Below are 13,631 nucleotides of genomic sequence, written 5' to 3'. Positions count from 1 at the left end.
GCGCATGGATTCGCTTGTGACGACCGAATGGCTGGCAGGGGAACTGGACAAGACCGACCTGCGCGTTGTCGATGCGACCTATTTCCTGGACCGGGACGCACGGGCGAAATTCGAAAACGGCCATATTCCTGGCGCCGTCTTTCTCGACCTTGCAGAACTGGCCGACAAGGAGAGCGATCTGCCCGGCATGGTTCCGTCATCGGAAAAATTCGCCAGCCGCATGCAATCCCTCGGCCTGGGCGACGGTAGCCGCATCGTCGTTTACGACGATAGCGAGCTGAAAACAGCCGCGCGTGCCTGGTGGATGCTGAAGACGTTCGGCGCTCATGAGGTTGCCATCCTCGACGGCGGCCTCGCCAAGTGGAAGGACGAGGGCCGGCCCGTCGAAAGCGGCAAGGCCAGCGTCCGGCATCGCCACTTCACCGTCTGGAAAGACGAAAGCGGCATCCGCAATCTGGAACAGATGAAGGCGAACCAGCAATCGAAGGACGAACAGATCGTCGACGCACGACCTTCGGCCCGCTTTACAGGCGCCGAGGAAGATCCACGCAGCGGCGTCGCCGCCGGCCATATGCGTGGTGCAAAGAACGTACCCCATTCGGAACTGTTCAATGGGGACGGTACTTTCAAATCGCAGGACGAACTGCGCGCCATCTTTGAAGAGGCGGGGATCGACGTTGACAAGCCGGTCGTTACCATGTGCGGCAGCGGCGTGACGGCCGCCGCGCTGTCCTTTGCCCTGCATCTGATCGGTGCGAAAAAGACTGCTCTTTACGATGGCAGCTGGGCCGAATGGGGCGCGCGCGAGGATACCAACAAGGTGACGGGTCCCGCGTGAGCGACGGCGCGCCGGAGAAGTTCGCGAGCGACACGCAGTTGATCCATGCGGGCCGCGACGCGCGCTACACCCAGGGGGTCGTCAATCCGCCCGTCTATCACGCCAGCACCTGCACGTTCGAAACGCTGGCAGAATTCGATGAGCGGCTGAAGCATCCCGATGACGGCCTCTACTACGGCCGCCGCGGGACGCCGACGATATGGGCGCTTGAGGATGCATTGACCGGGATGCACGCGGACGCGGCGGGCACGAAACTGTTCCCGTCCGGCGTCGCGGCGCTTGCGGGGGCGTTTCTGGCCGTCTGCAGGGCCGGCGATCATGTTCTGATCGCGGACACGGCCTATGAGCCTACGCGTGTTCTGGCCAACGGTGTCCTGAAACGGATGGGCGTGGAGTGCGAGTTCTACGATCCCCTGATAGGCAGCGATATTTCCGGGCTGATCCGCGACGATACGCGCGCCATATTCATGGAGAGCCCAGGCTCCCTGACGTTCGAAGTGCAGGATGTTCCCGCCATCGTCGCCGCCGCAAAGAAGCGTGATGTCGTCACGATCATCGACAATACCTGGGCAACGCCGCTGCTGTTTCCGTCGCTGCAGCACGGCGTCGATATAGAGGTTCAGTCGCTGACGAAATTCATCGTCGGCCATTCCGACGCCATGATGGGCAGTGTGACCGCAAACAAGGCGTTATGGCCGCGCGTGAAGGCGACAGCGCTAAGACTGGGCCAATGCGCGGGCCCGGACGACGTGTTCCTTGCGCTGCGCGGCGTCCGGACTCTGTCGATGCGCCTGCGCCGCCATGGCGAAACGGCGCTGAAGACCGCCGCTGCCATGCAGACCCATTCGGCAGTTGCGGACGTTCTTTGTCCCGGAATCCCGGGCAATCCGCACCACAACCTGTGGCAGCGAGATTTTCTCGGCTATTCCAGCCTGTTCTCTGTTGTGCTGAATGGCGGCGAACGGCATCATTTGGCGGCAATGGTCGACGATCTACGGCTGTTTTCCATGGGTTTCAGCTTTGGCGGATTTGAAAGTCTCATCCTGCCTGTCAGTCCGGGTACGGTTCGCAGCGCCACGCCATGGTCGGCGCCGGGGCCCGTGCTGCGCATCCATTGCGGCCTGGAGGACGCGGACGACCTCATCGCCGATCTGATGGCAGGACTCGATCGCTTTCAGAAGGCCGCCGCGTGATCGACGACCTCCGCGAGCTGGCGATACTTTTCGGATTGCCGCTCGATGATGTCGTTCGCCAGGAAGCATTGATCTTCGCAGGCCTCGTCGTCGCAGTCGCAATCCTGCTGGGGGGCTTGGTTCAGCGTTTTATCGGACCACGCGTCGGCACTTTCCTGAGCGCACGCGACGCCCAGGCATTTCAGCACATCGCAAAGTGGGCGCCACGCGCACTGGGCGCCTCCACCGCAGCGATCGTGTTAATTGCCGGGCGGGCGATCACGGTTTTCGGAATATATGGCACCCTCATCCTCGCTTTCGTGCTTGGCGTCGTTCTGGGTCGCCTCGTCTATATCTTCGCCCGCATCATAAAGGTGAACTGGCTGTTCTCCGTCATCCTTGGCGTCTTCATAGGTATCGTCTCCGTGGCGAGCAGTCTAGGCGGCCTGGAACCGCTGGTGAACGCATTGGACAGTGCCGCGCTTCGTATTGGTTCACGGCGCGTCAGCGTTCTGGATTTCCTGAACGCAATCATCGTTGTCGTCGCGCTGTACACCGGTGGAAAATTCATTTCGCAGCTTATCTCGAGCCGGATCGGAAATTCGCGGCGGCTAGACCTGTCACAGAGGGTATTGTTTCAAAAGCTGGCCGGCATTGCGGTCATTGCGATTGGATTTTTCCTAGGCATCGAACTGTTGCAAATCGATCTTACCGCCCTCGCCTTTTTCTCCGGCGGCCTGGGCATTGCCATCGGTTTCGGCATGCAGAAGACGTTCGGCAATCTGATCTCCGGCCTGATCCTGCTGATCGACCGGTCGATCAAACCCGGCGACGTCATCGTGGTCGACGATACGTTCGGATGGGTCAACAAGATCGGCGTGCGCGCAGTGTCCATCATAACGCGCGACGGTATTGAATATCTGATCCCGAACGAAATCCTGATGACGGAACAGGTTGAAAATTGGAGTTATTCCAGCCGCAATGTGCGCATCCACATACCCGTGGGCGTCAGCTACCGGTGTGACATCCGCAAGGCGCAGGAACTGATGCTGGAGGCAGCAAAGTCCGTGCCCCGCGTGTTGGAGACGCCGCCGCCAAATGTGTGGCTGAAGGGGTATGGAGATTACAGCCTCGATCACGACATATTGTGCTGGATCGCCGATGCCGAGGAAGGCGTCGGGAATGTCAAAAGTGCCATCCTTAACAAGCTATGGGACCTATTCCAGGAGAACGACATCGAAGTCCCCTTCCCGCAGCGGGATATCCACCTGAAATCCCTTCCCGATGGAGGGATATTCAATGCCGCCGGGCAGCGGCGAGAGGATGTCAATCAGGCCTAGGCCGCGACCATCGAGCGGAGGTCATCCGAACTGCCATTCACGGTCGCCAATATCGCTGGAATTTGATCGGCCGCCAGCGGCTTGCTGAACAGATAGCCCTGTATCAGGGTGCATCCCTGTGCGCGGATCAGCGCCAATTGCCCCTCCTCCTCGACGCCTTCCGCCGTCGTTTGCATCCCAAGCGCCGTGGCCAGATCGGTAATTGCGTGAAAGATTCCGGTGGCGCTGTCCGTAGCGCCGAGATCCTGAATGAAACTGCGGTCGATCTTCAGCTTGTCGAACGGGAATTTCTGCAAGTAGCTGAGGCTGGAAAAGCCGGTACCGAAATCATCGAGCGCGATGCGAAGCCCAAGCGCCTGCAACCCCTTCAATATTCGCAGGGTTTCGTCGAGGTCCGCGATGAAGACCGACTCAGTCACCTCCAGTTCCAGCCGCTTCGGGTCAACGCCCGACCGGACCAGCGCCGCCTCGACTTTGGGAAGGAAGGTCGGGCTGCCGAACTGCACGGGCGAAACGTTGACCGCGATGCTGAGCGGCGCGGGCCATTCCTGCAACCGTGCCAGCGCCTCTTCGATAACCCATTCGCCAATTTCGCAGATCATGCCGTTCTGCTCCGCGAGCGGGATGAACTGATCGGGGGGCACACGGCCCCTTTCCGGATGCTGCCACCTGATCAGCGCTTCCACTCCGGTAATGCGGTTTTCCTCCAGATGCAGGAAAGGCTGGAAAGCGAGGAATAATTGACCGTCCGCCAAAGCGGTGCGCATGTCCGTATCGAGACGCCGGCGTTCCTGGGCATCAGCATCCATTGAGACATCGAAGAAGCGGAAGGCGCCGCGGCCGTCCTCCTTCACGCAATAAAGGGCAAGATCCGCATTCTTGAACACCGCGCCCGCCGTATGCCCATCCTGATGCGTCAGGCTGATACCGATGCTGGCGCCCACGGTCATGCTGTGTCCGTCCACATCGAACGGTTGCTCCAGCGCCTGAAGGATCCGCTGAGCGGCGTCGACCGCATGCCGGGCCACAGGTTCACCGCCGACCAGCATGACGAACTCGTCGCCGCCAAACCGCGCAATCATACGGTCGGGGAACACGGTCTTCAGCCGCTGTGCCACAGCGCATAGCAGGCCGTCACCGATGCTATGGCCAAGCCAGTCGTTGATGACCTTGAAATTGTCCAGATCGAGCGCGAGAACGGCGACGGGCTGCTGCTCGGCAATGTGCCGGTCGAGCAGGTCGAGCAGCGCCTGCCGATTGGGCAGGCCGGTAAGCGCATCATGCAGCGCCATATGGGTGATTTCGGCCTCATGTGTCGCGATGGCGCCGACCATCCTGTTGAAACTTTTGGCCAAGCTGCCAATTTCGTCGCTGCTGTGCAGTTCGACAGGTTGTCTGCTGCCCTGCGACACCTTGTTGACCGCACGCTCCAGCACGGCAATCGGACGCGTCAGGGAACGCGCTGCAAGCCAGCAGCCGAGCGACAGGAGAAGAAGGCCCACAAACCCGATCAGTGCGATCATGCGAAAAAGCTTGCGGTAAGCCGCCGTCGCCTCGTGCAGGGAAAAATCGATGACGAGCGCGTGCGTGATGCTGCCCTCAAGAAGATCGGGGAGCGGAATCACGCGGCGCAACATCTCCTTACCGTGCTCGTCAAAGGGCCATGGCGCTTGGACGGTCCTTGCCGCCGCTGCCGGGCTGCGAAGCTGTGCCGGCAGGCTATCCATTCGGACAATGCGGGCGGTCAGATGTTGATTGTGGAACTCCCGCACCGATGGCAACTCGCCGTCCGCTACCGCCGATCCGAAGATGACGGTGCCAATATGGGTGGGCGCCGAGACGCCCACCGTGACGAAACGATAGGTGCGCCCGCCAATCGTCAGGATTTCCGTAGACCTGCCCTCCGCAAGTGCGTGCTGCAAGGCCCGTGCCTCACCCCGCGTTACGGAAACGGTGCCGACGACAAATCCGGCATCGGAAATATATAGCGCGAGAGGCTGATCATTGCGGGACGATAGGTTCTGCAGCGCCGATACGATGGTAGGGCCATCCTCGGTCGCGGCAGCGCGGCGGAAGCCGAAATCGCGCGCAAGCAAATCCGCGCTGGCCTGCATGCGTTCGCCGCTTTTGCGCAGTTCATTCTGATAGGCATCGGCACTGACCGCCATGTCGCGGGTCGCGACCTCTTCTGCGTAGGTAATGATGCCGATGCGCAGGATCAGGTACAGCGAGACCAGCACAAGGGCGCACATGGCGCCGTAGGTTGCCGTCAATTTCCCGGAGAGCGTGCTTGGAAGCCGCACGAGCCGCGTCATTCCCGTGGTCGCATCTTCACACTAATTTGTTTCGGATTCGCGGGAAGCGACAGTTCCAGATGCAGCTCGTTCTTCTTCGCGCGCAACAGCGGATGCCATACGACCAGCCGCGCCGCCCCGACCGGCAAATTGTCGACAGACACGGCGCCCTGCTTGTCCGACTTCGCAACGAAGGGCGTGTCGACCACGCGTACAAAGCCGCGCATTTCGTCATGAATATTGCAACCCATGGCGACAGCGCCCGGCGTATCGAACTTCTGTCCCCGCTTATCCTCTCGACCGTAAAGCTTCATTTCGAAATCATTTGGTTTCGAAAAGGAATAGACATGATGGCGCACACGATCGAGGTTCGGAAAGGCGACTGTCGCCCCCTCCGGCACGATCAGGACATGCGGCTGGAACTGCTGATCCTTCTGCGCGACCTGATATTGCCAGTCGAAATCGATCCGCGCCGGCATTGAGAAATCGGCAGGGTAGAGCATGACGACCGCATTCGGAACCGGCTGGCCCTGTTGATCAACGATACGCGCCTGAAAGTCCGCGGCCGCTGCGGGTACGCCCGAAACGGCGAAGAATATGCCGACGCAAATTTGCACCATCCTGAACATAACGGAACATCTGAACCGATCTCGTGAATATCCTGTAAACGCTTTTTTCGTTTTCACTGTCTAGGCACTGTCTGCATGAGACAGACAGTGCGCTTCTTGCTTGCCGCTCTTTCCGCTGCCGCCGCTGGCACGTCGCAGGCCGCTGATCTGCGCAATGGCGGCAAATTGCTGCTGACGAATGGCATCACGAGCATCGAGGGCAGCTCCGGCGGTGGATTGGCCAGTTGGTCGGTCATTGCCGGCAACGAAACCCGTGACGGAGTTGGCGTGTCCGCCCATCTGACCGCGATCGCCCTGCCCGACTATGACTGGCACAGCTATGGTGCCGCCATCGGTGTCAGAAACCGTGTAGAGCTTTCCTATGCGCGGCAGAATCTGGACACGCAGCAGCTTGGCGAAGCGCTGGGGATCGGCAGGGGCTATGTCTTTAGCCAGGACGTCTTCTCGGCAAAGGTCCGCCTGACCGGCGATCTTGTCTATGGGCCGCCGTTGAAGCCGCAGATCGCTGTCGGCATCCAACATAAGAAAAGCGCCAATGACGCCCTGGTAACTGCCGTCGGCGCCGACCGGACCGAAGGCACCGATATATATCTGAGCGCGACGAAGCTGTTCCTGGCCCATAGCCTGCTGCTGGATGCGACAGTACGCCTGACCCGCGCGAATCAAACCGGCCTCTTGGGCCATGACGAAGATCGCAGCGTCCAGTTCGAGGGCTCCGCCGCCTATCAGCTGTCGAGAGGTCTGGTTGTCGGGGGCGAGTTCCGAACCAAGCCCGACCGGCTAGGCTTTGCCGCCGAATCCGACTGGTTCGACATTTTCGCGGCCTACGCCGTCACGGATCATCTGACGGTGACGGCGGCCTATGTCGATTTGGGATCGATCGCCACGTCGGAACCACAACGCGGCGCCCTGTTCCAGATTCAGACCGCCTTCTAATCAGACAAGGATCATCCGCATGATCATCTCACTATGCGCGCTGCTGCTGGCCGGTGCGGAACCGCCGCAAGAGGTGCACGGACCCGGCGAACTGCCGGTGGACGCTTATACGCAGTCAAATGCCAATGCGGGCACAGACCCCTTTGAAGGGGAGAGGATGTTCGAGGCGTTTGGCGGCAAGCCAGGGATCACACGCATCGTCGCCGATCTGGTCGCTCGCAACCAGCAGGACCCACGCGTCGCGGACATTTTTCGGGGTCAGGACATGGTACGCCTGCACCGGACATTGGGGGAGCAGTTCTGCTATATTCTGGGGGGCGACTGCGACTATAGCGGCCGGGACATGAAGGCGGCGCATGAGCATATGGGTCTGCAGCATGCGGACATGAACGCTCTCGTCGAAAATCTGCAGGCGGCCATGGCGGCGGAGGGCGTGCCCTTTCGCCTGCAGAACCGCTTCCTGTCGAAGCTGGCGCCCATGCGGGAGGATGTGATCGAACGCTGAGCCCGCCGGACGGGCCTATCGCAAAAAATGAAGCCAGGCGTTACATGGTCCCCAAAATCGTGTTTTCATTCTTGCGGAGTTCCCATGCGCGCTGAAGCCCTCGCCCACATCGACCGTATCAACGAAGCACTCGCCCTGATCCGGAGGTTTCTTTGACTGGGATGTAGCAACCCGGCGCCTCGACGAGCTGAATGCGCTCGCCGAGGACCCCTCCCTGTGGGACGACCCAAAGAACGCACAGGCACTGATGCAGGAGCGCGGCCGCCTGGAGGAGGCCGTGACCGCCGCGCGTGAGATCAAGTCCGAGATGGAGGACGCGGCGGAGATGATCGAGCTCGCCGAGGCAGAGGGCGATGCGGACCTGATCACGGAATCCGAAAAGGCGCTGGAACAGCTCGCCATTCGCGCGGACCGCGACAAGGTCGCTGCACTGCTGTCGGGCGAGGCCGACCCCAACGACACCTATATCGAGATCAACGCCGGTGCCGGCGGCACGGAGTCGCAGGACTGGGCCGAAATGCTACAGCGCATGTACGCGCGCTGGGGCGAGAAGCGTGGCATGAAGGTGGAGGTGGTCGATTATCATGCCGGCGAACAGGCGGGCATCAAATCGGCAACTTTGATGCTGAAGGGGCAGAACGCCTATGGCTATGCCAAGGTGGAATCGGGCGTTCACCGGCTGGTTCGGATCAGCCCGTATGATTCGGCAGCGCGGCGGCATACCAGCTTCGCATCGGTCTGGGTCTATCCCGTCGTCGACGACGATATCGACATCGAGGTCAACGAATCCGACCTGAAGATCGATACCTATCGGGCGTCTGGCGCGGGCGGACAGCACATCAATACGACGGACAGTGCCGTCAGGATCACGCACGTCCCCTCCGGCATCATCGTCGCGTGCCAGAACCAGCGGTCGCAGCACAAGAACCGTGCGCAGGCGATGCAACAGTTGAAGGCGCGGCTCTACGAAGCGGAATTACGGCGCCGCGAGGAAGAGGCGCATGCGACCAACGCCGCCAAAACGGACATTGGCTGGGGGCACCAGATTCGCAGCTATGTCATGCAACCCTATCAGATGGTGAAAGACCTGAGGACCGGGATAACAAAAGGGAATCCCACTGCGGTACTGGATGGCGACCTGGACGAATTCATGGCCGCCGCCCTCGCCCAGCGCGTCACGGGCGAAACCGTGGAGGTTGAGGACGCAGATTAGCGGTACGGAGGGGGTGGGCGACGGGCGCGGCCCCTCCCCTGCGGCTCCGGCGGGCGTTAATTGCCCTCGCCAGCCGCCTGGCTCTGCAACTGGACGTAATTTTGGATGCCCATCCGTTCGATCAGGTCGAACTGCTTCTCGATCCAGTCGACATGCTCTTCCTCATTTTCGAGAATACGCTCGAAAACCTCTCGGCTGACATAATCCTTTACCTGCTCGCAATGGGCGATCGCCTCTCGCAGCAGAGGGATCGCCTCCTCCTCCAAAGCGAGGTCGGCTTTCAGGATTTCTTCGACAGTCTCGCCGATGCGTAACTTTCCGAGCGCCTGGAAATTTGGCAGCCCGTCGAGAAAGAAAATACGCTCCGATAGCGTGTCGGCATGCTTCATCTCGTCGATGGATTCATGCCGTTCATATTCGGCAAGCTTGGAGATTCCCCAATTATCCAACATACGGTAATGCAGCCAATATTGGTTGATGGCCGTCAGCTCGTTCAAAAGAGCCTTGTTGAGATATTGGATTACCTGCTGGTCGCCCTTCATGGCGCGTGTCTCCTGCTCTTGTGAGCGGCGACTATGCAGATAGTGCCAGTCGAGGACAAGCGAATGCGGGACGGATCGGTGGATTCTGCGGACTGCGTGCCTCGGCCAGGATTTCTTCGGCATCGTCCAAACACTGACGACACTGCGGCGGTCGACCCATGGACGCATAAATCGTCTCCGCGTCGCTGCGGCACTGCCGGGCCGCGGCGCGAAGATCGGTTTCCTTAATGGCGTTACAGATACATACGTACATGCGATTCCCTCACACCTCATCTTGTAAGCCCGGTGAGAATGGATCGCAATAGCATTTGCAACAAATAATTTGGGTACCATCCTGACTACAGCGGGAATTAACCCTGTAATCTATGTTAAGACTTCATTTTTATCAGCGGCTTGCAACGATCCCGGCCTGTGCACGTTCATCTAGGAACTGCACATCATCAAAGGGCCGCACAATGACCGACCTCAATCTTTCAAAGGGCGGCGCGCCGCACCAGACCGCCAAGGGCGACGACGACACGATGACGACGGCGCAGGGTGCACCGGTTGCCGACGATCAGAATTGGTTGAAGTCAGGACCGCGCGGCCCCTCCCTGCTGGAAGATCAGATCGCGCGCGAGAAGATCTTTCACTTCGATCATGAGCGGATCCCTGAGCGCGTCGTCCACGCCCGCGGCTATGGCGTTCATGGTCATTTCGAACTGAAGGAGGCGATCCCGGAACTCTCCCGCGCGAAAATCTTCAACGAAGTGGGCAAGAAGGTGCCCACATTTACGCGCTTTTCAACGGTGGCCGGCAATAAGGGGTCGCCGGATCTGGCGCGTGACGTTCGCGGCTTTGCGACCAAATTCTATACCGAAGAGGGCAATTGGGATCTGGTCGGGAACAATATTCCCGTCTTTTTCATCCAGGACGCTATCAAATTTCCCGACCTGATCCACGCCGCAAAGCCCGCCCCCGACCGTGGCTTTCCTCAGGCCCAGACGGCGCATGACAATTTCTGGGACTTCATCTCGCTGTCGCCGGAATCGATGAACATGGTCATGTGGATCATGTCCGACCGGACCATCCCGCGGTCTTTCCGATTTATGGAAGGCTTCGGCGTCCACAGTTTCCGGCTCGTCAATGCCGAAGGCAAATCGCACTATGTCAAATTCCACTGGAAGCCAAAGCAGGGCCTGCAGTCGGTCGTATGGAACGAGGCGCTGAAGGTGAACGGCATGGATCCCGATTTCCACCGGCGCGACATGTGGGACTCAATCGACGCCGGCGATTTCCCGCAATGGGATCTGGGCATTCAGGTGTTCGACGATGAATTTGCCGACAAGTTCGACTTCGACATTCTGGACGCGACGAAGATCATTCCCGAGGAAGAAGTGCCGGTGCGGATCATCGGCACGCTGACGCTGGATGCCAATGTCGACAATTTCTTTGCCGAGACCGAGCAGGTCGCGTTTTGCACACAGAACGTCGTGCCCGGCATCGATTTCACAAACGACCCGCTGCTGCAGGGCCGGAATTTCTCGTATCTCGACACGCAGCTGAAACGTCTGGGCGGGCCGAACTTCACCCATATCCCGATCAATGCGCCGAAATGCCCAGTGCGGCACTACCAACAGGACGGCCATATGGCGATGACGAACCCGAAGGGCCGCGTCAATTACGAGCCAAACAGTTGGGACCATGGCGAAGGTCCGCGCGAAAACCCCCAGAAGGGCTTCACCAGTTATCCAGAGCCAGTTGAAGGCGTCAAAGAACGTGTGCGTTCGGAAACCTTTGCCGATCATTATAGTCAGGCGCGGCAATTCTATATTTCGCAGACGCCCAATGAGCAGGATCATATGGCGAGCGCCCTCACCTTCGAGCTCTCGAAAGTCGAGCGCATGGATATTCGCCAACGAATGGTCGGTCATCTCCGCAATATTGACGAGGGGCTGGCGCAGGAAGTGGCGGATGGCATCGGGCTGCCCGAGCTACCGGAGAAAGTGCCGGCCGCACGCAAGCCGATCATGGACCTGAAGGAATCGCCCGCGCTGTCCATCATCAAGAATGGCCCTTCGAGCTTTAAGGGCAGGAAGCTTGGCATCTACATTGCCGAAGGTGGCGACGCCGATCTGGTGGCAGCATTGAAGGAAGCTGCGGAGGCAGTGGGTGCGATGGTGGCCATCGTCGCGCCGCACGTGGCCGGTGCAAAATTGTCCGACGGCAAGATGATGGAGGCCGACGAAAAGATCGATGGCGGTCCGTCGGTGGTCTTCGATGCCGTCGCGCTCGTCATGTCAGAAGCCAGCGCCAAGAAGCTTGCCTTGAACAAGCCGAGCCTGGATTTTGTATCCGACGCTTTCGCGCATCTAAAATTCATCGGCTACGATCCGGCAGTGAAGCCCTTGCTGGAAGGTGCTGGTGTGGCATCGCGGATGGACGATGGCTTCATAAAGCTCGGCAGCAAGGCTGATGCGAAGTCGTTCCTGAAAAGCTGCGGTGACCTGCGCTTCTGGGACCGCGAGGCGAAGATGAACGGCTGATTCAAATGCCGGGGGAGCGATATTGAAGACAGTAGCGTCCCCCCTTTCACCTTGAACTGCGGACCGGCGCTGGGATTAAATGCCGGCGCCGGTCTGCCCGCTAGTGACCTCTGCGTTCGTGCCGTGCCGTGCGCCGATCCTTCAGCCGCTGTTTGCCCCGCTTTGCGCGGTGCTTGACCCGGGATACAAAGCCGCGCAGCAATTGCCGCTTCGCAAAATCCTCGAACATGTCTTGCGGACCTTCGGGGTCGAGAACTTCATTGTCTGCTAGAAATGCCTCTACCGTATCGAGTTGCGGAACGTTGTAGGGTCGGAGTGTGCGTTCGCCGACCTGCTCTGAAACACGCAGTTTTTCAATCGCGGCGATCAGCGAACCCGCGGCATTACGCTCTTCCAGCACCCGGTCCGGCCCTACGCCCAGATGTTCGCCGATCAGATCACACATCATCCTGCAAATTGTCTCTGCATTATCGTCATTGCCGTCCTGCAGATCGTCGATCACGATGTCGCATTCGGTGTCGAGGCGCATCGAACGGTTGTTCAGATTGGCAGATCCGACCCGCACAAGCTCGTCGTCGATGATCGTAATTTTGGCGTGAACGTAGATTGGCGTGCCACCCGCCGTGTAGGGATGGTAGAGGTGCAGCCGATCCTCGAAATCCACAGCTTTCAATGCCTGAAACAGACGCGCACGCGCGCTGTCCATGGCCATAGGCTCCAGCCATCCCTCCGCGGTCAGCGGGTTGACGATGACAATCTCAGGTCCGCCCGGCTCCTCCAGCCGCTCCGCCATGGCCTCAGCCACGGCGCGAGACGCAAAATACTGGCTTTCCATAAAGATATGGCTTTTGGCGCGGGCGATCTGATCCAGGAACAGCGCCTCGATTTCGTGAACCCCGTCCCAGTCGGGCATGGCGGGCAAAGTCCGGGCGATGCCTACCTGGACGTTCCTAAATTGCGGCTCCAGCTCTTCTGGCCAGCAGTCATTATCCTTTTCGACCTTTGGTGGCGGCGTGCGGCCGCCTGCCCTTTGCCAGCGCAAACGCACCAGGTCGCCCAGTAATTTGGCGACGGGACCGTGCAGCGCAGCCGTTGCGTCATGCCATGGACCGTAGGCTACGCCATTGGCACGACGGCGGCGGGGATCCTCGTCGGCATGATCCCGGGTATCCCAGCGGTCGCCGGTCATGTCGATGCCGCCGCAAAAGGCGAAGCTGTCGTCAATAACGACGATTTTCTGATGATGGCTGGATCCGTAAGGATGCGCACCATCGAGGCGCAGATGAATGCGCGGATGCAACAGCCATTTGATGATCGTGAAGATCGTCGTCCCGCGGGCAAACACCTTAAATGCACCAAACCGCCAGCGGAGCAGATAGATGTCGAGGTCGGGGTTCTCCTTCACCAGGCGGTAGACAAAGTCGCCAAGCTTCTCATCGGGAATATCGTCCCTGCCTGGAACCAACTCTATGCGTGCATCGAAATCCCAGCCCACCATCATGATGCACTTCGTAGCCTGCGACATGGCAGACCGGGCATGAACGAAATAATTTTCCGCGTCTACGACGAGCGCGGCGCGGTCAGCCAGCGCCACCTTCCAGACGTTTTCCCCCTCTTTCAGCATTATGTGCGTCTAG

The 13,631-nt window shown here is 59.7% G+C and carries 12 protein-coding genes; 7 read left to right on the top strand and 5 right to left on the bottom strand.

Features of this window, described 5'->3' with window-relative positions:
* The first annotated feature begins 4 nt into the window (after positions 1–4).
* The 3 genes from sseA to ACSMXM_RS02700 are packed head-to-tail and all read left to right on the top strand — an operon-like array spanning position 5 to position 3,350.
* Complete coding sequence (gene sseA / locus ACSMXM_RS02710) at positions 5–838, top strand: 3-mercaptopyruvate sulfurtransferase (RefSeq protein WP_460313724.1); 834 nt, start codon at positions 5–7, stop codon at positions 836–838.
* Positions 835–2,031, top strand: coding sequence for a cystathionine beta-lyase (gene metC / locus ACSMXM_RS02705; protein ID WP_460313722.1), 1,197 nt, complete (start codon positions 835–837; stop codon positions 2,029–2,031). Before sseA ends, metC begins: the two co-directional genes overlap by 4 nt.
* Complete coding sequence (locus tag ACSMXM_RS02700; protein WP_460313720.1) at positions 2,028–3,350, top strand: mechanosensitive ion channel family protein; 1,323 nt, start codon at positions 2,028–2,030, stop codon at positions 3,348–3,350. The genes metC and ACSMXM_RS02700 overlap by 4 nt, the downstream gene beginning before the upstream one ends.
* Here ACSMXM_RS02700 and ACSMXM_RS02695 read toward each other — a convergent pair.
* Both ACSMXM_RS02695 and ACSMXM_RS02690 read right to left on the bottom strand, forming a co-directional pair.
* The gene (locus ACSMXM_RS02695) at positions 3,347–5,665 is read right to left on the bottom strand and encodes a putative bifunctional diguanylate cyclase/phosphodiesterase (protein WP_460313718.1); all 2,319 of its coding nucleotides are present in this window, start codon (positions 5,663–5,665) and stop codon (positions 3,347–3,349) included. The genes ACSMXM_RS02700 and ACSMXM_RS02695 overlap by 4 nt on opposite strands.
* Complete coding sequence (locus ACSMXM_RS02690; RefSeq protein WP_460313716.1) at positions 5,662–6,273, bottom strand: cupredoxin domain-containing protein; 612 nt, start codon at positions 6,271–6,273, stop codon at positions 5,662–5,664. The genes ACSMXM_RS02695 and ACSMXM_RS02690 overlap by 4 nt, the downstream gene beginning before the upstream one ends.
* 75 nt (positions 6,274–6,348) lie before the next feature.
* On the opposite strand from ACSMXM_RS02690, the gene ACSMXM_RS02685 reads away from it, so the two are divergent.
* From ACSMXM_RS02685 to prfB, 3 genes are all read left to right on the top strand, one after another.
* Positions 6,349–7,209 carry a DUF3034 family protein gene (locus ACSMXM_RS02685; RefSeq protein WP_460313714.1) on the top strand — a complete coding sequence of 287 codons (861 nt, stop codon included), beginning with the start codon at positions 6,349–6,351 and terminating at the stop codon, positions 7,207–7,209.
* Positions 7,210–7,228: 19 nt separating this feature from the next.
* Positions 7,229–7,714, top strand: a complete 486-nt coding sequence (locus ACSMXM_RS02680) for a group I truncated hemoglobin (protein WP_460313712.1) — start codon at positions 7,229–7,231, stop codon at positions 7,712–7,714.
* An 84-nt stretch (positions 7,715–7,798) separates the two neighbouring features.
* Positions 7,799–8,927 (top strand): peptide chain release factor 2 gene (prfB, locus tag ACSMXM_RS02675; protein ID WP_460313710.1). Its coding sequence is split into 2 segments (ribosomal slippage): positions 7,799–7,867 and positions 7,869–8,927, totalling 1,128 coding nucleotides; the frame shifts between segments, so codons are not numbered across the junction.
* Between the two features lie 56 nt (positions 8,928–8,983).
* On the opposite strand, the gene bfr is transcribed toward prfB, so the two are convergent.
* Together bfr and ACSMXM_RS02665 are read right to left on the bottom strand one after the other, a co-directional pair.
* Entirely contained in the window at positions 8,984–9,469 is a 486-nt protein-coding gene (gene bfr / locus ACSMXM_RS02670) for a bacterioferritin (protein ID WP_460313708.1), read from the bottom strand.
* Positions 9,470–9,500: 31 nt separating this feature from the next.
* Positions 9,501–9,722: a (2Fe-2S)-binding protein gene (locus ACSMXM_RS02665; protein ID WP_460313706.1), complete on the bottom strand. Its 222-nt coding sequence runs from the start codon at positions 9,720–9,722 to the stop codon at positions 9,501–9,503.
* A 202-nt stretch (positions 9,723–9,924) separates the two neighbouring features.
* On the opposite strand from ACSMXM_RS02665, the gene ACSMXM_RS02660 reads away from it, so the two are divergent.
* Positions 9,925–11,994 (top strand): catalase, encoded by a 2,070-nt coding sequence (locus ACSMXM_RS02660; RefSeq protein WP_460313704.1) that lies wholly within the window; start codon positions 9,925–9,927, stop codon positions 11,992–11,994.
* Positions 11,995–12,094: 100 nt separating this feature from the next.
* Here the strand turns inward: ACSMXM_RS02660 and ACSMXM_RS02655 are convergent, their stop codons facing one another.
* On the bottom strand, positions 12,095–13,618 hold the full coding sequence (locus ACSMXM_RS02655) for a phospholipase D-like domain-containing protein (protein WP_460313703.1): 1,524 nt from the start codon (positions 13,616–13,618) through the stop codon (positions 12,095–12,097).
* Positions 13,619–13,631 lie beyond the last annotated feature (13 nt).

Source organism: Pacificimonas sp. ICDLI1SI03 (genome assembly GCF_054740865.1).
This window is presented reverse-complemented; position numbering and strand designations above follow the sequence as displayed.

Bases quoted from the DNA above. Each gene is read 5' to 3' on its own strand.
- sseA (WP_460313724.1), top strand. From the start codon at position 5: ATGGATTCGCTTGTGACGACCGAATGGCTGGCAGGGGAACTGGACAAG.
- ACSMXM_RS02695 (WP_460313718.1), bottom strand. From the start codon at position 5,665: ATGACGCGGCTCGTGCGGCTTCCAAGCACGCTCTCCGGGAAATTGACG.
- ACSMXM_RS02690 (WP_460313716.1), bottom strand. From the start codon at position 6,273: ATGTTCAGGATGGTGCAAATTTGCGTCGGCATATTCTTCGCCGTTTCG.
- ACSMXM_RS02685 (WP_460313714.1), top strand. From the start codon at position 6,349: ATGAGACAGACAGTGCGCTTCTTGCTTGCCGCTCTTTCCGCTGCCGCC.
- ACSMXM_RS02680 (WP_460313712.1), top strand. From the start codon at position 7,229: ATGATCATCTCACTATGCGCGCTGCTGCTGGCCGGTGCGGAACCGCCG.
- bfr (WP_460313708.1), bottom strand. From the start codon at position 9,469: ATGAAGGGCGACCAGCAGGTAATCCAATATCTCAACAAGGCTCTTTTG.
- ACSMXM_RS02665 (WP_460313706.1), bottom strand. From the start codon at position 9,722: ATGTACGTATGTATCTGTAACGCCATTAAGGAAACCGATCTTCGCGCC.
- ACSMXM_RS02660 (WP_460313704.1), top strand. From the start codon at position 9,925: ATGACCGACCTCAATCTTTCAAAGGGCGGCGCGCCGCACCAGACCGCC.
- ACSMXM_RS02655 (WP_460313703.1), bottom strand. From the start codon at position 13,618: ATGCTGAAAGAGGGGGAAAACGTCTGGAAGGTGGCGCTGGCTGACCGC.